Annotated in this window: 22 protein-coding genes; 8 read left to right on the forward strand and 14 right to left on the reverse strand. The window is 63.4% G+C overall.

Annotation, left to right across the window (positions count from 1 at the left end):
• Window position 1 precedes the first annotated feature (1 nt).
• A complete protein-coding gene (locus SJY20_RS01565) occupies window positions 2-766 on the forward strand; it encodes a hypothetical protein (RefSeq protein WP_380784852.1) in 765 nt (254 codons plus the stop codon).
• Window positions 763-2,142: an esterase/lipase family protein gene (locus SJY20_RS01570; RefSeq protein WP_380784853.1), complete on the forward strand. Its 1,380-nt coding sequence runs from the start codon at window positions 763-765 to the stop codon at window positions 2,140-2,142. The genes SJY20_RS01565 and SJY20_RS01570 overlap by 4 nt, the downstream gene beginning before the upstream one ends.
• Window positions 2,143-2,952: 810 nt before the next feature.
• Here SJY20_RS01570 and SJY20_RS01575 read toward each other — a convergent pair.
• Window positions 2,953-3,312: a hypothetical protein gene (locus tag SJY20_RS01575; RefSeq protein WP_380784854.1), complete on the reverse strand. Its 360-nt coding sequence runs from the start codon at window positions 3,310-3,312 to the stop codon at window positions 2,953-2,955.
• Window positions 3,313-3,636: 324 nt separating this feature from the next.
• On the reverse strand, window positions 3,637-4,164 hold the full coding sequence (locus tag SJY20_RS01580; RefSeq protein WP_380784855.1) for a hypothetical protein: 528 nt from the start codon (window positions 4,162-4,164) through the stop codon (window positions 3,637-3,639).
• A 580-nt stretch (window positions 4,165-4,744) separates the two neighbouring features.
• Between SJY20_RS01580 and SJY20_RS01585 the strand changes: the two genes are divergently transcribed.
• Window positions 4,745-5,488, forward strand: a complete 744-nt coding sequence (locus SJY20_RS01585; RefSeq protein WP_380784856.1) for a dienelactone hydrolase family protein — start codon at window positions 4,745-4,747, stop codon at window positions 5,486-5,488.
• 194 nt (window positions 5,489-5,682) lie between these two features.
• A complete protein-coding gene (locus SJY20_RS01590) occupies window positions 5,683-6,075 on the forward strand; it encodes a DUF1622 domain-containing protein (protein WP_380784858.1) in 393 nt (130 codons plus the stop codon).
• A 161-nt stretch (window positions 6,076-6,236) separates the two neighbouring features.
• On the opposite strand, the gene SJY20_RS01595 is transcribed toward SJY20_RS01590, so the two are convergent.
• The 8 genes from SJY20_RS01595 to SJY20_RS01630 all read right to left on the reverse strand — a co-directional run bounded on the left by SJY20_RS01595 (window position 6,237) and on the right by SJY20_RS01630 (window position 11,327).
• Window positions 6,237-6,992, reverse strand: coding sequence for a hypothetical protein (locus tag SJY20_RS01595; RefSeq protein WP_380784859.1), 756 nt, complete (start codon window positions 6,990-6,992; stop codon window positions 6,237-6,239).
• Between the two features lie 62 nt (window positions 6,993-7,054).
• On the reverse strand, window positions 7,055-7,381 hold the full coding sequence (locus SJY20_RS01600; protein ID WP_380784861.1) for a hypothetical protein: 327 nt from the start codon (window positions 7,379-7,381) through the stop codon (window positions 7,055-7,057).
• Window positions 7,382-7,678: 297 nt separating this feature from the next.
• Window positions 7,679-8,116 carry a hypothetical protein gene (locus SJY20_RS01605; RefSeq protein WP_380784862.1) on the reverse strand — a complete coding sequence of 146 codons (438 nt, stop codon included), beginning with the start codon at window positions 8,114-8,116 and terminating at the stop codon, window positions 7,679-7,681.
• A gap of 202 nt (window positions 8,117-8,318) precedes the next feature.
• Entirely contained in the window at window positions 8,319-8,525 is a 207-nt protein-coding gene (locus SJY20_RS01610) for a hypothetical protein (RefSeq protein ID WP_380784863.1), read from the reverse strand.
• A 272-nt stretch (window positions 8,526-8,797) separates the two neighbouring features.
• The gene (locus SJY20_RS01615) at window positions 8,798-9,142 is read right to left on the reverse strand and encodes a hypothetical protein (protein WP_380784864.1); all 345 of its coding nucleotides are present in this window, start codon (window positions 9,140-9,142) and stop codon (window positions 8,798-8,800) included.
• Between the two features lie 87 nt (window positions 9,143-9,229).
• Window positions 9,230-9,412 (reverse strand): hypothetical protein, encoded by a 183-nt coding sequence (locus SJY20_RS01620; protein WP_380784865.1) that lies wholly within the window; start codon window positions 9,410-9,412, stop codon window positions 9,230-9,232.
• A gap of 216 nt (window positions 9,413-9,628) precedes the next feature.
• Window positions 9,629-10,336 carry a FadR/GntR family transcriptional regulator gene (locus tag SJY20_RS01625; RefSeq protein ID WP_380784866.1) on the reverse strand — a complete coding sequence of 236 codons (708 nt, stop codon included), beginning with the start codon at window positions 10,334-10,336 and terminating at the stop codon, window positions 9,629-9,631.
• A 697-nt stretch (window positions 10,337-11,033) separates the two neighbouring features.
• Window positions 11,034-11,327, reverse strand: a complete 294-nt coding sequence (locus SJY20_RS01630; RefSeq protein ID WP_380784867.1) for a hypothetical protein — start codon at window positions 11,325-11,327, stop codon at window positions 11,034-11,036.
• A gap of 198 nt (window positions 11,328-11,525) precedes the next feature.
• Here SJY20_RS01630 and SJY20_RS01635 point away from each other — a divergent pair, with 198 nt between their 5' ends.
• Both SJY20_RS01635 and xth read left to right on the forward strand, forming a co-directional pair.
• A complete protein-coding gene (locus SJY20_RS01635; protein WP_380784868.1) occupies window positions 11,526-11,744 on the forward strand; it encodes a hypothetical protein in 219 nt (72 codons plus the stop codon).
• A gap of 505 nt (window positions 11,745-12,249) precedes the next feature.
• Window positions 12,250-13,050: an exodeoxyribonuclease III gene (gene xth, locus SJY20_RS01640; RefSeq protein WP_380784869.1), complete on the forward strand. Its 801-nt coding sequence runs from the start codon at window positions 12,250-12,252 to the stop codon at window positions 13,048-13,050.
• Between the two features lie 337 nt (window positions 13,051-13,387).
• Here the strand turns inward: xth and SJY20_RS01645 are convergent, their stop codons facing one another.
• Both SJY20_RS01645 and SJY20_RS01650 read right to left on the reverse strand, forming a co-directional pair.
• Window positions 13,388-13,942, reverse strand: coding sequence for a transcriptional regulator (locus SJY20_RS01645; protein ID WP_380784870.1), 555 nt, complete (start codon window positions 13,940-13,942; stop codon window positions 13,388-13,390).
• 25 nt (window positions 13,943-13,967) lie between these two features.
• Window positions 13,968-14,144 carry a DUF3606 domain-containing protein gene (locus SJY20_RS01650; protein ID WP_380784871.1) on the reverse strand — a complete coding sequence of 59 codons (177 nt, stop codon included), beginning with the start codon at window positions 14,142-14,144 and terminating at the stop codon, window positions 13,968-13,970.
• Between the two features lie 476 nt (window positions 14,145-14,620).
• Here SJY20_RS01650 and SJY20_RS01655 point away from each other — a divergent pair, with 476 nt between their 5' ends.
• Window positions 14,621-15,277, forward strand: coding sequence for a hypothetical protein (locus SJY20_RS01655; RefSeq protein ID WP_380784872.1), 657 nt, complete (start codon window positions 14,621-14,623; stop codon window positions 15,275-15,277).
• Here the strand turns inward: SJY20_RS01655 and SJY20_RS01660 are convergent.
• Window positions 15,252-15,404 (reverse strand): hypothetical protein, encoded by a 153-nt coding sequence (locus SJY20_RS01660; protein ID WP_380784873.1) that lies wholly within the window; start codon window positions 15,402-15,404, stop codon window positions 15,252-15,254. The genes SJY20_RS01655 and SJY20_RS01660 overlap by 26 nt on opposite strands.
• Before the next feature lie 318 nt (window positions 15,405-15,722).
• Here SJY20_RS01660 and SJY20_RS01665 point away from each other — a divergent pair, with 318 nt between their 5' ends.
• The gene (locus SJY20_RS01665) at window positions 15,723-16,649 is read left to right on the forward strand and encodes a crotonase/enoyl-CoA hydratase family protein (RefSeq protein WP_380784874.1); all 927 of its coding nucleotides are present in this window, start codon (window positions 15,723-15,725) and stop codon (window positions 16,647-16,649) included.
• A 9-nt stretch (window positions 16,650-16,658) separates the two neighbouring features.
• On the opposite strand, the gene SJY20_RS01670 is transcribed toward SJY20_RS01665, so the two are convergent.
• Complete coding sequence (locus SJY20_RS01670; RefSeq protein ID WP_380784875.1) at window positions 16,659-18,626, reverse strand: putative bifunctional diguanylate cyclase/phosphodiesterase; 1,968 nt, start codon at window positions 18,624-18,626, stop codon at window positions 16,659-16,661.
• Between the last annotated feature and the right edge of the window lie 136 nt (window positions 18,627-18,762).

Raw genomic sequence — 18,762 nt, forward strand, 5'->3', positions numbered from 1 at the left:
GATGATAACGCGTCCGACGAATCTGCTGTTTGCGAACACTGCGACCTTCACATCCGCGCCGAAGAGGCGTGCGACGACGCGTCGGATCAGGTCGACCGCTGCGGCCGACGTCCACCGGATCGGCGTGATAGACTACGATGCGAAGGCGGGTCTCCTGTTCGGGCTGCTTCAGAAGGTCAACAGGAGCCAGGAGCGGTACATGTTCTACCCGGTCGAGGCTCCCTTGCCGACGGGTCTGGGCAGGTTCAGCGCCGAGGTGGTCGCCGAATATCGTGCGCGAGGCCGCAGGATCACGGAGGAAGGAGAAGCTGAGCTTCTTGAGAACGTTCTCGTAGACGACTTCCAGCCCCACCTCAGTTCGATCAGATCGAAAGTGGGCGTGGACATGATTGTCGGCGTCGTGGCTCCCATGCTTGCCTGGACCGAAGCTGACGGACGCCTTCGATGGAATTTCTTCGCGGTGGGGGAAGGCAGTGAGGCGATGGTCTCTGCCTATCACCTCAGAGAATTCGCTATCCAAGCCAAGCGGACCTTCGAGGCGTCCGTGGCCATGCTGATCATGGCGCAGGTTTGGAGTTCGATGTTCGACATCGAATACCATGATGAATGCCGTGGCTGCCTGTTCGACTACTGCGAGAACCGATCGGACCTGACGTCGGCACTTCGCCGCATCATCATGGATCCGGAATGTTTGGCGAAGGTCCCGAACGGCGAGAGAGAGCACGTCGAGAAATGCCTCGCCGTCATCAGGGAATACAAACGGTGACGGAAGTTCTTATATTCGTTCCGGGCACTCTCGGCTCCGAACTGTTCGACGATGAGGGGCAAGTTTGGCCGGGAAACCTCAAGGACGGCGTGTTCGGATTCAGCAAGGCACGATTTGAACGGCTGCTCGCGCCGGACCTCCGGGTCGGTGGCGTCATCCGCAAGGTGGCAAAAACCATCGACGTCTACGAGTCCTGGCTACGCAGCTTCGGACGGCTGCGAAGTCGCGAAAGCGGCGCTGCGCTCTTCGACGAGACTGGAGACCTCCCCACGCTTCTCACCGTCCCTTACGACTGGCGCAGGTCGATCGAGGACGCGGCCGAGGTTCTGGCCGGTGCGATCGAACGGGCAGCGGGTCTGCATGGACACGATGCGAGGATACACGTCGCAGCACACAGCATGGGCGGCCTCGTCGCCCGCTATCTCCTACAAAGCGGCCGTTTCGCCGACCGGGCCGGCTACGATCGGGTCGAGACGCTTCTGACGTTCGGAACGCCGAACAAGGGAGCGGCGATGGCCTTGGCCGCGGCGACGGGACACGAGGCGGCGCGCTTCCTAAGCGCTGAGCAGACCAAGGAGCTCGCGAACGATCCACGGTATCCGTCGCTATACCAGCTCTTCCCGCACGAGGGCGCAGGCGTGGTGTGGGACACAAGTCCCGGCGGTCGGCTTGTCGCTCAGGACGTCTTTGCCGACCGTATCGTCGCGCGAAGCCTCGGATTGAACGAAGATCACCTCGACGCGGCATTGGCGCTCCAGAAGGTCCTGCGCGGACCCCGGCCGATCGTCCGTACCTTCATGTTCGTCGGGACACGCTACGAGACGTTGACGCACTTCCTTCACGACGGGCGCTCGCTTACGCCTGTTCGCACGAGCGGAGCCGGCGACGGAACCGTGCCGCTTCAGGGAGCGGTCCTCGAGGATCACGAAATCCGTTTCACCGATCGGAACCACATCAATCTGATAGATGCCGCCGAGACCCTGCACGCTCTTCAGACGCTCTTCCACGCCGACGGCCTACTTTCCGCAGTTCAGCAGGCGGAGGTCGTCATCGACGTTTCCGATCTTATCGTGGAACATGGGGGGCACATCGAGGTAGGTCTCTCCTTCAGCACCCTGGATAGGGAGATCGAAGGCACGCTGCATCTCGAACGGGCTCGACCTGCTCCGGGTGCCGGCGACGTCGCCGACGCGGACTTCGACATGATGCATCCGGAGCACCCGACGGGGCTGCTGTACGGCGGCCCCGAACTCGCGTCGTTGCACGTACGGCTGCCAGGATTGACCGGGCCTGCCGTCTACCGACCGATTCTGACGCTCGGGGTCGGGGGCGCCCGGTTCGTAGGCCCGAGCTTCGTCGTGCGGAGGCCGGAGTGAAGGTCCGCTAGCGCGACAGTGACGATGGGGCTCCGACACCGCCGCTTCCGCTCCCGGGTAGCCTGCCGAAGCGTCAGTGAGCGTCCTTGTATCCGTCTGATTTCCCGCCGTCGCACATGATCCCGCGAGGGAGAAGTTCCTCGAAGCGCGGCGAACCGCTGATCCTCATCGTTGGGGATGGGACGCTGCCGGCCGTCAGGGGCAAGCCGCCAAGGGAAATCCGGGAAGCGATCGGGCCGCTGGATTGCGCTGCGTCGCTAGCGTCACAGTCCGCGGGCAAGGACGCGTTCCAGCACCGCATCAAAGCCTCGATCGCCATCGAGACGGCCGCGTGACATGTCGAGATCCTCGAAGAGCAGCGGGACATCGTCGGCAAGGAGTACGGCAAGACCGGCAGCACCATGGTCCTCAACTCACGGTACGCTATGCTGTTCTACGCTCTCAAGCGATTGGTTCTTCTCGAGCATCCCGAGCGGAAGTCACCTCACAGCCAGCAAATCGTGGACGTCAATGACGTGGGAACCGAAGCGGTGCTCAGGAAGGCCGGGTTCGCGTTGTAGCTGTCCCGATGGCGTCGTGGTCCGGGCGGGGCCGCGTCGAGGCCACGGCGGCGCCCGGGGCATCTCCCGCCAAGTTCCTATAAGCACCCGCTAGATGGTCGAGATGGCCCCAAGCAGCCTCAAAAACCTGCTGCAACGTTGACGCGCACCCCGCAAAAAATGGATTGGTTCTGTAGAACGCGGAATCAGCGGTCTGAAGGCGTGTCATCGTCAAGTTCAACGTCCGCCTCCATTGTCTGCCGCGGCGCCGTCATGTCGGCCAGCCTCCGAGGTTCGCTAGGAGTTCCCGCGCGCGCTGATCAATGTCCTCAAACGAGCGCGGCCACGCAGGCGCGGATGCCGAATCGGGAAAGACCACGTACTCGAACGTGCCGCTGGGTGCGCCCCTTCCGTTGCGCGGGTTCGGACGAGTGCCGCCGAGCGCGGTCGCAAGCGCCAGCGACATCTCGCCAAGCGGAGTCTTGGTCGGGCCGCCGTCGGCAACGATCGCTGCTGTCTCACGGGCGCCGCCAACCTCGCGGACCATAGCTAGATCGCCATACCGCCCGGTCCCCTTGATCGCGTAGAACGCTCCCGGGAAAACGATGTAGGGGATCCGCTCAGAGTCCACGTAGGCCCCCGGATCGGTATCGCCGCATCGTGGCTGCGCAGCGACGTCTTGCTCACGAAGTAGCCGGCGAAGGGACCATCGGGCTGAACGTAGGGTCGGTCCGGATCGGCCGGGTCGACTGCCAGGACTGAACGCCAACCACGATGCGGATAGCCCGCGTTGGCGTTCGCATCTATGCCCGTGTCGTCAGGGTGATACGCCCTAGGCGATCCATCGGCGTCCAGCGAGACCCGGCCGGTCCGGTAGGCGTAGGCCCCGCCGGCATACCTGCTGATCACCACGCCCTCGTAAGTCATCCAATCATCCGGCATCCCGACCTCCCGCTTACGGTCCTTCGATCACGATCCGCGCCCGCGGTATCGCCCGCCCATTGTACTGGGGAAACTCGCCGGCCAAGTAGGCCCGCAGATCCTCGATGGCCGCAATCACGCGGTCTCGGCTGTCCTCGAACTGGATGTCGTCGCCGCCGTCGGCCAGCGCCGCCGTAAGGTTGATGCAGCCGATGCTCGACAGGAAGCCATGGCCGGGATGAATTAGGATCTCGCGCCTGGCTCCGGTGTCGAGCAGCTCGATCCCAGGTTTCGGGGTTCGATCGCTGTCGTCGGACACCAGGTAACCAATGGTCTTGTAGTTCTCGCCGTCCTGCGAGGCGAGCGGATACGACTTAGTCTCTACGCATCTGCCGTTGCCTGCGACTGCATTGTCCCCCGGACCCTTCGCTTCGACCGTCGTCCCCTTCAGGCCAGTCGGGACTTCGTCGTGCAGTATTTCGTAGGTGCCGACGGTCCGCCGCCTGCTTACGCGAGAATGCTCACCCGTCCGGACCAAATGTAGAACCCAACCGTCCACCATCATCTGTCCCCGACGACTTATGGCAGCAATGTCCGCCCGCCGCTCCATCGAGTCAACATGCTGGTCCAAGTCAATTTCGATTTGAGAGAATTTTTGAGAAATTCCAAGGCACTGGCGAGCGGACGGTAGAATTGAGATATTGGTCCGTTCTGTAATGTGGCTACAATGGGATGTAAGGCTCATGATCTGCCAATAGAGGTCTACTTAATTGTCCCAAGAAGATCTGGCGCTTCTTTGATCTAATTAAGAATGGCCGTGAGATCGCAGCGCTCCGCAACTCCATGTGCCACGCTCCGAAGATCATCCACCACCCCCTCCCATGCTCGTCTTACCAACAAGACGGCGCGGGATCAGAGACGCGGACTTCTGGTTTTGTGGGAAGGCATATTGCGGTGAACGTTTACAGGCCTGCCCTCGTGTTGCGCAGCAGCGGACGACCGGGCCACACGCCATCCCATTGCCATAGCCTGTCAATTGCGAAGGTCGAATGAGCGGCATCGTAGGTGCCGGCGCTGGTCAGGGTAGACGGATGGGTTATGGCGGCAGGCATGTCGCCCAACGCCGACAGGAGGACCAGCGGATGCTATTGCGCAGCGACGAGACACTGGATGTAGACGTACCCGGTAGTGGCACGATGCGGATGCACCTGTTCCGACCCGCAGCCGAAGGACGCTTCCCGGGCATACTCCTGTTCTCTGAGATATATCAGGTGACGGCGCCAATCCGCCGGCTGGCGGCGATGATTGCCGGAAACGGCTATGTTGTGGCCTTGCCCGAAGTATATCACGAATACGAGCCGATGGGCACGGCCCTGACGTATGATCCGGCTGGAACCGATCGGGGCAATGAGCTCAAGTTCACCAAGCCCGTTGCCGCTTTTGATGAAGATGCCAAGGCGGGCCTCACCGCCATTCTGGCCCACGCGGCGTGCAACGGCAAACTGGGTACTTTCGGCGTGTGTCTTGGCGGCCATCTCGCCTATCGCGCGGCGCTGGATCCGCGCGTGTCCGCATGCGCATGCTTCTATCCGACGGACATCCATTCGGGCACGCTGGGAGAGGGGCGGTCAGACGACAGCCTGTTCCGCATGGCCGAGTTGAGGGCCGATGCGATGTTCGTTTGGGGCCGTCAGGACCCTCATGTTCCCTATGCTGGTCGGGAAGCGATCCGTGCGCGGCTCGAAGAAGTCGGCGCACGATATGCGTGGCATGAGATGAATGCGCAGCACGCGTTCCTGAGGGACGAGGGCCCCCGTTACGATCCCGCGATGTTCTTGCAGTCGATTGCACTGACGCTGGAATTCTACCGAAGCGCTCTGGCATGAACCCCTAATTATGCGGCGAAGGCCGGCGGTTTCCAATATTAGCCGCTTCCACGGCGCGGACGAGCGGGCCTCGACCGAGGATCGCCGTTTAATGGACGCGCGAGACCGGCTAGGCATGCCTATGGCCGCGTCGTCGTCCCACCCATCGAAGCCGCACGAGCCGTGACGCCGCGCCGGTCCATACGGAGACAGCAATGATGGCTGACAAGGGCTACTGGATACAACTTGCCACGAGCGCCGTAGAGATCGTCGGTACCGCCATCATCGTGATCGGCGCATTCGGCGCTCTGACGCTGTTCCTGAGCGGGATCCTCCGCCGGTCCTCTCCGCGCTCGGTACTTGTCGCCGATTTCCGCTCGGGGCTCGGGCGATCCATCCTGCTGGGGCTGGAATTCCTCGTCGCCGCCGACATCATCAACACGGTCGCGGTCGAGCCGACGATCCGAAGTCTCGCGGTTCTCGCGGGCATCGTCCTAATCCGAACGTTCCTCAGCTTCTCCTTGGAAGTAGAGATCGACGGCCGTTGGCCATGGCAGAAGACCGGCGTGCACGATGATGATCAAGGCAAAAGCGGCTCGGTCCGGTAGGGCAATGATTTCCGACGGGGGGCGGCGTCCCCCCTCCGTCCAGAACCGCGCGCACGCGTGGCAGTCCTTCGTGCCGTTCGCGCACAAGACGGCGTGGGTCGCATCGCCAAGTCAGCATCGGAATTTCTGATTGCAGATTGACCACCGCCCACCGGCGGCAATCAACGATCGGGAGGTGCACCCATCTCGCGCAGCATGGCACCGATGGGCTCCAAGCGCGCCATCATGTCCGCTTCGGCAACCCCGAACTCCTTGCGTCGCGCATACTTGGACGGATGCGCCAGCGCGCAGGCGACGATGGGCTCGGGAAGGATGGCGGTCTGCACCTCGTGGACCGAATATATGAGCGCCGGATGCCGGCCGTTGGGCGTGGTGACAGGGGCCACCAGCGATGCGCTCAGTGCTCCTTTGCCAAACGTCCGGTTGAACATCGCAAGCGCGTCGAGACCCTCGAAGATGATGGACTTGGGCGAAACACGGCGGATGATCTGTTCAAGCGTCGGAGCCGCCTCGCGCAACGCAGCGTCCATCGTCATGCCGGACTGCTGATCCCTGAACCTGCTCACACCCTGGGACCGGCGGAAGATCATGTTGGTCTTGGGGATCCGGCGGAGAACGGAATCGTCGATCTGCAGAACCCTGCGCAGCAACGGCTGCATCACGGCCTGGATCTCGTAGCGTTCGTCCACGTAGTCGTGCTGCCATTCCGAACAGAACTCGTCGGCGCCGACGGGCATTGACCACCTGGCGGGATCGCCGCCGGGGTTGATGCCGAGGATCATGAGCGGCGACGGCGAGATCCGGCTGTAGAATATGCTGTAGTGACGACGATCTCCGAGCCCGGAGCGTTCCCGGTATTCCCTGTCGAGGTCGCTCATCACGTCCGTTTCCAAGACGGTCGCCACGTTGATCGGCATCGCGTCATTCTCCTTCGAGCAGTTTCCGCCCTGCAAGGGCGTTCTCGCGTTTGTCCGGCTGTTCATCGATCGTCCCTCCGCACGACGGCGGCGTCCCATTCGGCGAGTAGAGCCCGCCTTGCGTCGCAGGCGGGCGGCAACGTTGCGGTCCGATGCGCATCGACCAACCGGCGAAGCCGATCGAGCTGGTCCATCAGCATCGTGTCGATGCGGGAAGGGACGTGGTCCGCCGCCGCGTAGGTCAGGTTGCGCTCGATCACCGCCGCCACGGTACGGGACGGCGCATCGGTGGGGTAATCCTCCACGGTGGCGACGTAGCCGCCGGGAAGATCCCTACTCGTCGCCGCCGCGCAGGCCCACGTCGAGAAGACGGATTCGGTTTTCGCCAAGGAGCACTGTCGTGGATCGGAATCTATGCCGTGAGATCTCACGGGCAGAACGTTCGTTCAGGTGTCCTCTTGTCCTCCTAGGAGGTGGTCGGCGGGACCGCGGGCGCGACGGGCGAGCAGCCGACGTCTTCTTGTCTAGGTCACTCGGAAGCGTCGGCATGCAAGGAGCGAGGCAGACTTACGCCGTCGACACGCGACATGGCGAACGCGCGGGTCAGCGCAACTGTGAACGGACTAGCTTGGACCATACCGATGTGAGGGGTGCGGAAGCGAACTTCCGCACCCCTCGTCAGGCGATCAACGCCGATAGCCATCCCGTCCGCCGCGGTCGTACCCGCCGTCATGACGATCATCGCGCCGGTCTCGCCGGTCCGCATACCCTCGGCCGCGATCGTAGCCCCCGTTCCGGCGAGAATAATGGGCGTCGTACCCGTCATACCCACGATAGCCGTCGTACCGCGGGTACGTTCCGGCGTAGTAGCCGTCATAGGCCTGAGGGTAGGCGACGATGGGGCCGTCGTACCCACGGTCGTAATAGCCGCCGTCGCGGCGGTTGGCGCTCGAAGCAAGTACGGCGCCGAGAGCAAGCCCGGCGACGCCTGCGACGATCGCGGTGCTGCCGTCGTCGCGTCCACGATATGCGCCGTAACGCTGCGCTTCGGCCGGTGCAGCAACGGCAAGTGTGGACGCTCCCAGTGCAACTGCGAGCGCGATCTTCTTGAACTGGGCGATCATGACCTTGTCCTCGGGGTCAGTCGCGAAGTGATCAAGATCGATCCGGTTCGCGCTGGCTTGACCCGGATATGGCCCTTCTCCGCTGAACCGCCCAGGAATGCTTGTTGCAGCAGCCATTCATCGCGGAGATCATGCCAGCGCAAGAAACCTACCGGTCGCTGCCTCACGCCGACGCCGCCGGTCTCCCTCGGCGCACCTTTGTCTATCGGGCGGCCTCGGTCATCGCCCGTATCCGATCCCTCAGCCGTTGCTCGTGATCGCGCAGACTCTCGACCAGCCAGACGATCTCCATGCGGTCGGCATTGTCGGGGAGGCGCATGGCGACACGCTCGATGGCCTTCGCATGCGCGCCGAGTTGACTGATGGCTGCGTCGGCTATCTTTCCGGGGGCATCGGGGAATTGGTCCATGCGCTCATGCTAACCTACATACCGGAAATCCATAAGCGACTTGCGAAAGCGATCTGTCGCAGCTCGAGGGCAGGGCTGCGGATCGCGAATCTGCAAGCGCTGATACCCCCGTCAGCGCCCGCCGTACTCGTCGCTGGGGAAGAAGCGGAGACGAGCGCGATCACGGCTGTGCCAGGTCGTCATTGAAAGTGGGAAGGGGGCCGGACCAAGGCGATGCCCGCAATCCGGCTCGCATACGGCCGGCCTGCCGCAGGCGCTGCCTACAGACGGGATCAGGTCTGGGCCAGCCCGGGTCGTTGCGGGTCAACCGCCTCGGGTTCGCCTGGCGCAGCGTAGCGGATGGTCCATTGAGGGTGTCCACTGGGCGACAGGACGATGTCCGGCAGGCCGACCGGATCGGCTCCGGTCTCGACCCAACCAGCGCCGTAGCATCGATCGCAAGCCGCACGCTTGCAACGGAAGCTGACGAGGTCGATCGCGGTGTTCCATTGACCACGGCCCTCGCAGACCGGACACATCGCGTCGAGGCTGCCGTTACGCGGCTGCAGCGGGACGAGGTCGAACGCATGCGGGCTGTCGGGACCCGTGCAGTAGACGATGTTGCTTGCGTGGGACATCAATTCTCTCGTTATGCAAGGAGCTTCACCATGCTCGGAGAAGCGACATGACGGTACGCCTAGGCAGAGCGGCAGTAGGCGTGGCCGTCATGGACTGAGGTTCCGTCGCCGTAGCTCCGCCGACGCGCTGTCACCAAGATGGGTCCGTGCGTCTCCGGAGAATATGTCGGCCAGATCGAGCAGATCCTCGTCGTTGAGAGCGCTGATCGACGCTTCGATACCGGCAAGCCGGTCTGCGGCCAGTGCGCCGACAGCGGCCTGCCGTTTCATCCGTGTCCTTAGCATCGGGACGCGATAGCAGGACACTCGGCAGAAGGGCAGGGCGCAGACTGACCCATGACGGCCCGCTGCCGGAAAATGGCACGTCGGCTCCCACCAGGCATCGTCGTGCCCACGGTGGCGAGCGAGGTCGTCCTCCAGCGGCATCCCGCCGAAGGTCCTCGTCCCGATCACGTGCGTGATTGCCGTTCGACCGCCGAAGTCCACTCAGCTCCGCTTCGACAGCCCCCGATACCGTTCGAGGCTCCTCTCCATGTGCTCGCGCGCCGCCCGTCGCGCCCGCGACCCGTCTCCGTCCTCGATCGCCGAGTAGATCGCCTCGTGATCCCGGTTGATCGTCCGCGCATACCCCCGATGCGTCTCGGGATCGTCCGCCTGGAGATACAGCTTCCATGACGGAATGAGCCGCACTCCCAGGAAGGTCGTGAAGCGCTCGAAATAGTCATTGCCCGTGGCGCGCGCGATCGCCGCATGGAAGGCCGCGTCCGCCAGCACCGATCCGTTCGCGTCCTCGCTCCGGTCCATCGCCGCCAGCGCGTCCCGCATCTCCGCCAGATGCGCCTCGGATCGACGTTCGGCAGCGAGTTCCGCCATTTCGCTTTCGAAGCCCATGCGCATCTCAAGCAGTTTCAGGACGTCCTCGATGGCCTCCACCTCTTCCGGCGTGACCTGGAAGGCGCGGTAGTGCGCGGCATTCCCAACGAACGCCCCCGCGCCACGCCGGGACTCGAGGAGACCGCGCGCCGCCAGACGCGCGAACGCCTCGCGTACGACGGTCCTGCTCACCAGGAACTCCTCGGTGATCTGCCTTTCGGTAGGATAGCGGTCGCCGGGCGTCAGAATTCCCGCCTCGATCTGGGCTTCAAACAGCCGGACGAGATCGTCGGCTAACGTGGCGGCCTTCGTCACACTCATCCTGACTTCTCTAACCCCCCAAATGGGCGGGGTTCCAGTTCCCTCTTTCGGGTCATCAAGCGTCCGTCCTGGGCGTTACCGCCCGCAACAGGATAGCCGGGTTTTGCCCGGCTCTCACCTGCCGGAAGTCGTGACTAGTGGTGATGGAGCCTGAACGGCCGTCCGTTGACGACCACGCCGGTCAGACGGAAGGCGCCTCAAGCAACGACGACATGACGGACGGTGACCTTCGGCGTTGACGTGAAATCCAACGTTACGGAACACCACGGGTGCGACTGAGTCGGCGTCCCATGAGCGCCTCGACTGCCAACCGCGATCGGATCGCCGAACTCCGCGCCGTGATAGCGGGGGACGAGACGTCGTCGGCCCTGGCCGCCACAACTCAGCGTCGTCGAGCCGCAAGCCGATCTGCGCGTGCAGACCCGCGACTTTCGCCAGGCGGCAAGCGTGTCGCATAACCAGCGGCCACGACGGGCTCGGGAGGCGCCGCAGTGGACACGATCGAAGTGCGCCTGACTTCCGCTGCCTGATCGCGCAGTGCCCAGAGCGTTGGCCACTCGACCTTTTCTAGAGCGGCAACCACCGAGCACGACATCGGACGCGCACAGATGCACAGCGGCGTTCAACGGGATCGCTCGGCAACTTCGGCTCGCCGGGCGGTATCCGGACGATGGGCGATGCGGCCAAGTGACCCGTTTCACCGCAGTTCGACGTCCGCCGCCGTCAGAAGAATGGGCGGCTCGCCACCGAGGCGTTTGACGAACTCGAGCTGCGCAATCCGGTGGATGTCGCTCTCGAACTCGACGAAGACCTCCAGTGCGGTATCGGCATCGACGATCTCGAAATCCGGGTTCAGCATCTCGGCCAGCGCGGCGCTCGTGATCAGGAACTCGACCTCGCCGAGATCGGTCGTCCCCACGAAGCCGACGCTTTCGCGCTCCGAGACCCAGTGGTAGTCGCCCAGTTCGAAACGCACGCTGCGATCGGACATCCGTACTGCTCCGTCTGATGGGATGGCGAACGGCTATCCCGATGGCCTCGTTCCTGTATCATAGCGCAGACGATCCGCCCACGCAGCAGTCAGCACGACGGTTCTCGGCAGAAGCTCCGAACGACGGCGATACTCTTGGCGAAAAAGTGCGCCGGTCGTGCGTTGCCGTTGCGAACCAAACTCAATCAGGAGACGACGATGCGCTTCGTTCAGATCGACATACTGCCTGAGGGCAAGGCACTGGTCGACATCGACAAGATGACGCACGCCGTGGCCCAGGACGACGGAGTTCGCGTCTTCCTCGGCGCGAACCATCTCGACGTGCCGCATACGCTTCCTGAACTCGAGAACGTGCTCGCCGGCCGCGATCGTCGTGACGACGGCGAGGGCAGCAGAGCAGGGTTCGGCGTACGGTAGGATCCGCCCGGTCGGACTGAGCGTCTTTCGTCGACGTGTCCTGATCGGTGCGTCAATCCCGGATATCGACGGTTCCGAGCCATCCTACACGCACGGTAGGCGAGCGGTAACATAGGGCGGAGCTGCTGGCTTTTCCCATTCGAAGAACGTCCGGTCATTCAACGTAGCGTCAGCTGAGCGGGGCGACCGACGCGGGGAGGGAGGTCATAGTTCTGAACGACTCAAGGCCTTGGTCTTCGCGGAAGCGATTCACGTCCTCTGGTGCTACCTTTCTGCCGGCCAGCGCCGTCGTCGAGCACCTTTCCGATCACCAATGCGCGCCGGTGCGGATGATGGGGCCGGTACGGGCCGGATGCCGTGCGCGCGTAGTTGCTTCGCGCGACCGGAACGAGACGGTACGCATGGGCGACGACTTCCACGTCCTCGACGTGGCCTCGTTCGCCACCCTCGTCGGGTCCGAAGCGCCTTCGATGTCCAAACGCGCCGATCATGCGCTGCCCGACCTGTGAGGATTGCGACGTACAACGTGAACGGCGTGAACGGCCGTCTTGCCGTCCTGCTGCGCTGGCTGGCCGAGAGTCAGCCCGACGTGGTCTGCCTGCAGGAGTTGAAGGCGCCGGACGAGAAGTTCCCTGCAACGGCTATCGCGGAAGCTGGCTACGAGGCGATCTGGCATGGTCAGAAGAGCTGGAACGGCGTGGCCATGCTCAGCCGCGTCGGTACGCCGATAGAGACGAGGCGCGGGCTCCCCGGCGACCCGGACCCTGCACAGAGCCGTTACATCGAGGCGGCCGTGAACGGCGTGCTGATCGGCGGCCTGTATCTTCCGAACGGCAATCCGCGCCCCGGGCCGAAGTTCGAATACAAGATGCGCTGGTTCGAAGCTCTGACCACCCACGCAGCCGACCTGATGGCGACGGGAATGCCCGTGGTCCTGGCCGGGGACTTCAACGTGATGCCGACGGAGCGCGACGTCTACAAGCCGGAGCGGTGGCTGGAGGACGCCCTGTTCGCACCGGAGGCCCGCGCGGCCTTCGCTGGCCTGATGGCGCAGGGATGGACCGACGCGCTGCGGACGATCCATCCCGACGAGACGATCTACACCTTCTTCGACTATTTCCGGAACGCCCATGCGAGGAACGCAGGCCTCCGCATCGACCACTTCCTCCTCAGCCCATCGCTCGCCCCGAAGCTCGTCGACGCGCAGGTCGACCGCGAAGTGCGCAGCTGGGAGAAGACCAGCGACCACGCTCCGGTCTGGATCGAGATCGCCGACAAGCCGCCTCGACGCCGGAAGGCGGGTTGAACGGGATCAGTCCGCGTCCAACTTCGCGAACCAGTCGCCGTACGGCGTATCGCGCGTCATACGGCGATTGAGGTCGGGCTTCCATCGTCCCACCAGACCGGTCCACGCTCGCCGAGCTCGATCTTGACCGCGTCCACGGCTTCATGTGCGTGACTCTCCGCGGTCGGGTCTCCACTCCGTCTAGCAGCGGCCACCGCCCGGCGCGCATCCATCAACGACTCGACCAGCCTATTCCGGTCCGCATCCGTGAGGTGCGGGTTCGAAGTGCGCCACAGCCGACCACGCACAACGATGTAGCGACCGTCGGGCGTCTTGGGCGGCGCGGACCGGTCCGCTCTCACCCTACCGCCGCGCGTCTCCGCACGGCCTCGTCCCGCACCGCCATCCAACGCTGCCGCTCCTCCTCCGCATCCGCTAGAGCACGATGGGCGGCCGGGCCGTGGCGATCGCGTACGCCGGTCAGGACGATGATGTCCTCGACCTCGGCATCCAGGCTCTCCGACGGAACTACGGCTGCCAGGAGGGCCCTCGAGGTGGCGCGCTGCGCCACCTCGGTATCTCTCAGCCGTATCGCATGCCGCGGAAGGTCGGAGGCGCGCAGAAGAGCACTGAGCCATTTGCCATCCCAGCTAGGTGCAGACGCCAGCAGATCGTGGCCGGTCAGAATCTCCACCATGCGCCGGGCGACGACGTCGTGCGGCGTGCCGTCGCGCTCGAGTGTGGCGCGGGGAATGCCGTGGATACGCTCGGCGTCTACGTCCCAGTCATCCCAACCCGGCGCAGGCTTGATCAGATGCGCCTCTGATCGGCCGTCCTCGAACACCCATGCGACCTCGATCGGAAAGCCGCGCTTCGCAAGCGACGATGCCTCAAAATCCAGAAAGACCAGCATCTCGCGCCGGGTGCCGAGGTGCCGCTCAGCGCTTGAGATGCTCTTCGACCGCGTGAGCGCCGTTGCCCACAGTCTTCACGGCCTCGCGAAGCTCATCGGGGGTGACGTCGAACTTCTTGGTCCAGTAGGCCACCTCGTAGTCCTCGCTGAGCGATATCTTCGATGCGTCCTGAGTCGAACGGAGGGTCTTGTCGTCGGCCATTTTAGTGCTCCCCGTGTAGTGCGCGAGAACAACGGCCTCGTCCTTCAAAGGATGCACGCCGCCTCGGCCCGGCATTCTGAACCGCCATCCCCGCAGGCCTGGCGAACTGGAACTGGCCGAAGCAATCGAGCCGTCGTGAAGGAGGCGAGCTGACTCAGTCATTCGATCATGGACGAGCTGGCCACCCTACGGAAGCCGCGAGGCGCGAATGTCGCGTCCATCACTCAACGTCCTGCCACTTGCCCGCCGCCGCGTGGCGAAGGTCGCTCTGCTGCCAAGTCACTTCCGTCGGGATCGCTCCTTCGTGATTTCCTCATGGGGACAGTTCGAGGTCAGGTCCGCCCTGTGACAACGCGGTTTTAGCGTTGAAGCTAAGCTCAGATCCGACGGCAACGATTGCTTAAGCTGTCCCAACAAATATACGCCGGAAGAGAGGATCGCTTGATGAAACGAGCACGATGCTGATTGGCCATTCGATGTCCGACGCGTTCGGCCGCATCATCGCCGTCGACCAAGGCATCTGCGAGTTCCTGGAGCTTGAAGCGGCCGAGCTCGTGGGGATGTCCTATATCCAGCTGACGCATCCCGATGACCTGACTTTCAATGCCGCGCTCATCGACAGTCTGGAAGCCAGTCCAGCGCCTTTGACCATTCGAAAGCGCTATCTGCGTCCATCGGCCCCCGCCGTATGGAGCGATGTGCAGGTTTCGCGAATGTCCGCCGTCCGTGAACAGGGCAGGCTGGTCGGTACGATACACCGCGTCGATCCGCGCGCCGTCGCAGCAACGCCGGAGAAGCTATGGCAGGCGGCATGCCGCATAGACGCGGAGCTGCGTCTCCGTCGTGCCGAGCTGGGCGACGATCTGTTCTGCGACTACGCCTGGATCATACTGCTTGAGCTCTACAGGACCGAAGCGGAAGGCACCTGGATCGATCTGCAGGCGCTTGCAGTCCGCACCCGCATCCGGTCGCAGACTCTCACGCGTTGGCTTCGGGCGCTCGAGGAGCGAGGGCTCGTGGACCGGTGCGAGCATCTCGACTATCCTGGACAGCTGACCACGGTCGGCGTCTTCAAGGTCGAACGACTTCTCCAAGGCACGGACGTGGCTAGCGGACCTCCAACTCCTCACTGACCGAATGGAGCGCCTGTTCGAGATGAGTTCCGGCGAGCGTGGCACCTGCTGCATCGAGCAGCACCAGCGCCTTGCGCATCAGGGCTGCTGCCTCGGCAATCATCTCTTGGTCGTATCCGTCGGTCATGCCCGGCAGTCTGAAGCCCTGCCGCCGAATTGAAAGTGAATTCGGCGTCAGGACATTGTGTCGGGGGGCGGCTTTCGCGTTTACGCCGTCCAGGTTTCAGCAAAAGAACTCCTCCGTTCCGTCCACCCACGCGAACGCCAACGACCGGCCGTGGCCACACGGCTCCTTGCACCGCCGAACCGATCGTCCCCCGGTTTTCATCGGCGGCAAGGAGGCAGACGGTTGCGATCTCACTTTGCATCGCGGTTCCGGCATCGCAGTCCAAATCGACCTAGACTTCTCGCGCACGACAAGGCCGTGCTCGAAGAAGGACCATCGATGACAGTCGAATTCCCCCCCGTCATACCCTTTGATCGCAGCCGCCAGCTCGGCCAACCGCCGATCGCTGCCCCCGGCCATGCCGTTACTCGGCAGCCGTTCGGATATGTCGAACTGGAGGCACGGTTCGATCCTGCGCTCGAGACGCTATGGACCTACATGCGGCAAAAAGTACGTCCGAGCTTCAACCCCGGTCTGCTTCAGGAATTCGAGCAATGGCAGGGCGACATCGTCCAAGCCTGCGCCTCGGAAGCCATGCCTATTCGGTATCTCGTTCTCGGTTCGCGCTTCCCAGGAGTCTTCTCGCTCGGCGGCGATCTCGACCTGTTCTCGGCGCACATCCGGAGCGGCGACCGGAAGGCGTTGGTGAGATATGGACGGGCCTGCGTCCGCATTCTCCATCGCAACATGCTGAGCCTGGAGCGGCCGATCATAACGATCGGTCTCGTGGAAGGCGATGCGCTGGGAGGAGGGTTCGAGGCTCTGCTCTCGTTCAACGTGGTCATTGCGGAACGCGGCACGAACTTCGGGCTTCCGGAGACGAATTTCGGGCTGTTTCCCGGAATGGGCGCACATTGCTTCCTATCGCGTCGGCTGGGTGCCGCACGCGCTGAGCAGATGATACTGAGTGGCCGGACCTACAGCGCCGATGAACTGTACGAGCTCGGGATCGTCCACGCGTTAGCGAATCCCGGTCAGGGCCGGGCGGAGGTCGAGCGCTACATCCGTCAGAACCGGCGTCGGCACAGCGGTCACTGCGCGATCTACGAAGCGTCCCGATCTGTGAACCCACTGCCTCTCAGCGAGCTCGAAGCGGTCGTCGAGCTCTGGGCCGATGCGGCTCTCAGGCTGAGCAGCGTGGATCTCAGGCTCATGGGGCGCCTTGTAGGGGCGCAGACGAGACTCCTTGAGAAGGCGCTGCCGTAGGTCCGCTATTCAGGGTCGCGCTTCCGATCTGGCGGCGTCACCGGCAAGCATGGTGGTCACCATGCTTGCCGGCATCGGATGCGCCAATAAGAAACCCTGGACGGCGTCGCACCGCGTGCGGCGCAACTGGTCCAGTTGAGCCTGAGTCTCGACTCCTTCGGCCACGGTCCGCATCCCCAGTTTCGCCGCGAGCTCGATGACCGTCTGAACGATCGCCACCGACGCATGGCTCGTCTCGAGGTCGGTGACGAACGACCGATCGATCTTCAAAGTCTGGAATGGGAACTTGGTGAGGTAGCTCAGTGACGAATAGCCTGTCCCGAAGTCGTCCAGCGTCGTGCGAACGCGAAGACGGTTTATGGAATCCAAGGCGGCCAACGATGCTTCGATGTCATCGAGAAGCACCGATTCGGTCACCTCGAGCTCCAGTCGTTCCGGAGCCAGGCCGCTCGACGCGAGGGCACTCACGATGATCATCGCAAGATTCGCGGATTTCAGCTGTACCGGCGAGAGGTTTACCGCGACCTTGACATCGGTCGGCCATCGATTGGCAGTCCGACATGCTTCGCGGATCACCCAGTTGCCGATCGAGACGATCAGGCCGTTGTCCTCGGCGATCGGAATGAACTCGGCTGGCGAAATTGCTCCGTGACGGCGGTTCGTCCAACGCAGCAGGGTCTCACAGGACAGGACGCGCTCCGCGGCCAGATCGAAGATCGGTTGGAACACCAAGTGAAACTCGCCGCGTTCGAGTGCGCCATGCATCTCCGCGCCGAGATCACGCGTGCGCTCCAGCTTCTCGTCCATCTTCGGCTCGTAGAAGCACATCTGTCCGCGTCCGCTGTCCTTCGCTCGGTACAAGGCCAGATCGGCGTTCTTCAGAAGCGTGTCGGCATCGGCACCATGGATCGGGGCGATCGCTATCCCGATCGACGCGCTCACGTGCAACGTCCGGCCGTCGTGGAGAACAGGACGCTGCACCAACTGTATAATGCGGTCACCGATCGTAAGCGCGTCGGCCTGTCGTTCGACAGCGCAGACGACCGCGAACTCGTCGCCCCCCAACCGCGCCACAATCCCGGCACTGCCGAACGCCTCGTTCAACCTGTGGGCCACCTCGGACAGAAGCGCGTTGCCGGCCAGATGCCCGAACGAATCGTTGATCTCCTTGAACCGGTCGAGGTCCAACCAATGGATCGCGAGCCATTGGCCGCTTTCGGCAAGATCTCGAAGCTGGCCTTCGAAACGCTCCCGAAAAGCGGTCCGGTTGGCGACGCCGGTCAAGTCGTCGCGCCGAGCGATCGCCGCATGGTGCTCGGCCAGCGCCGCCTTCTCCCTCGAAGCCACAGTCGCCGTGAGGATGACGCCGTAGGTCTGCAGAGTGATCTCCATCATCGCCATCACGAAGAGGACGATGACTACAGCGAGCACGACCTTGAGAGGATCGGCCGAGGCCAGCAGGCCGAGAGCCAATGGTAGCGACGCGAAGCAGAGCTGCGAAAGCGCTATCCATGGTCGACCGGCATTGCGACCCGCTATCCCCGCGGCATATCCTATCGTGGTCGTGACCGCGAGAAGCTGCAGCACGCCGTCGTTCGTGTGCAGCAGCGTGAGCAGGCCGAATGTGCCGAGCAAGGCTGAATAGCCCAGCGCACCGGATCGGTAGAGCAGCTCCTGACGTCTCGCCCATGTGCTGCGGAAATCCGAGACGCATCCCGCCGGTACCCCCAGCCGCAAGCGGATAGCGTCGACGACACGAACGCCCGCGACGACGGCGATCGCAGCCGCGCATTCCAGCATCGAGCGATCGCCGCTGACCAGCGCCACGATCGTAGCTATGGCGCTGCTCGTCAAAGCCCCGATGATGAGGGACTGGGGAGAGGCGTAGAGCGACGCAACCAAGGTCTCGCGCACGTGTGCGGCGATCGCCTGATCTGAGTGTCGCAGCTCTCTTAGGCGGGAAATCAGACCGGACATCCAAGCCTGTATGAGCGCCAATCATGTAGAAGAAACAAACGACGTAGGCTGTTCCCAGTGGTTTGCAGCATCCTAGCGGGCAGTGGAACCCTGCAACAGTATCGGAGACGTCGATGCATCGGCGCAACCGTGCGGC

It is taken from the genome of Sphingomonas sp. R86521, assembly GCF_042466235.1.
In the GTDB taxonomy this organism is placed as follows: domain Bacteria; phylum Pseudomonadota; class Alphaproteobacteria; order Sphingomonadales; family Sphingomonadaceae; genus Sphingomonas.

Excerpts from the sequence above, each read along its gene's own strand:
- SJY20_RS01625 (WP_380784866.1), bottom strand. The coding sequence starts at position 10,336 with ATGAGTGTGACGAAGGCCGCCACGTTAGCCGACGATCTCGTCCGGCTG.
- SJY20_RS01665 (WP_380784874.1), top strand. The coding sequence starts at position 15,723 with ATGACAGTCGAATTCCCCCCCGTCATACCCTTTGATCGCAGCCGCCAG.
- SJY20_RS01565 (WP_380784852.1), top strand. The coding sequence starts at position 2 with ATGATAACGCGTCCGACGAATCTGCTGTTTGCGAACACTGCGACCTTC.
- SJY20_RS01595 (WP_380784859.1), bottom strand. The coding sequence starts at position 6,992 with ATGCCGATCAACGTGGCGACCGTCTTGGAAACGGACGTGATGAGCGAC.
- SJY20_RS01620 (WP_380784865.1), bottom strand. The coding sequence starts at position 9,412 with ATGAAACGGCAGGCCGCTGTCGGCGCACTGGCCGCAGACCGGCTTGCC.
- SJY20_RS01650 (WP_380784871.1), bottom strand. The coding sequence starts at position 14,144 with ATGGCCGACGACAAGACCCTCCGTTCGACTCAGGACGCATCGAAGATA.
- SJY20_RS01670 (WP_380784875.1), bottom strand. The coding sequence starts at position 18,626 with ATGTCCGGTCTGATTTCCCGCCTAAGAGAGCTGCGACACTCAGATCAG.
- SJY20_RS01585 (WP_380784856.1), top strand. The coding sequence starts at position 4,745 with ATGCTATTGCGCAGCGACGAGACACTGGATGTAGACGTACCCGGTAGT.
- SJY20_RS01605 (WP_380784862.1), bottom strand. The coding sequence starts at position 8,116 with ATGATCGCCCAGTTCAAGAAGATCGCGCTCGCAGTTGCACTGGGAGCG.
- SJY20_RS01610 (WP_380784863.1), bottom strand. The coding sequence starts at position 8,525 with ATGGACCAATTCCCCGATGCCCCCGGAAAGATAGCCGACGCAGCCATC.
- SJY20_RS01655 (WP_380784872.1), top strand. The coding sequence starts at position 14,621 with ATGTCCGACGCGTTCGGCCGCATCATCGCCGTCGACCAAGGCATCTGC.
- SJY20_RS01590 (WP_380784858.1), top strand. The coding sequence starts at position 5,683 with ATGATGGCTGACAAGGGCTACTGGATACAACTTGCCACGAGCGCCGTA.
- SJY20_RS01580 (WP_380784855.1), bottom strand. The coding sequence starts at position 4,164 with ATGGTGGACGGTTGGGTTCTACATTTGGTCCGGACGGGTGAGCATTCT.
- SJY20_RS01645 (WP_380784870.1), bottom strand. The coding sequence starts at position 13,942 with ATGCTGGTCTTTCTGGATTTTGAGGCATCGTCGCTTGCGAAGCGCGGC.
- SJY20_RS01630 (WP_380784867.1), bottom strand. The coding sequence starts at position 11,327 with ATGTCCGATCGCAGCGTGCGTTTCGAACTGGGCGACTACCACTGGGTC.
- SJY20_RS01615 (WP_380784864.1), bottom strand. The coding sequence starts at position 9,142 with ATGTCCCACGCAAGCAACATCGTCTACTGCACGGGTCCCGACAGCCCG.
- SJY20_RS01635 (WP_380784868.1), top strand. The coding sequence starts at position 11,526 with ATGCGCTTCGTTCAGATCGACATACTGCCTGAGGGCAAGGCACTGGTC.
- SJY20_RS01660 (WP_380784873.1), bottom strand. The coding sequence starts at position 15,404 with ATGACCGACGGATACGACCAAGAGATGATTGCCGAGGCAGCAGCCCTG.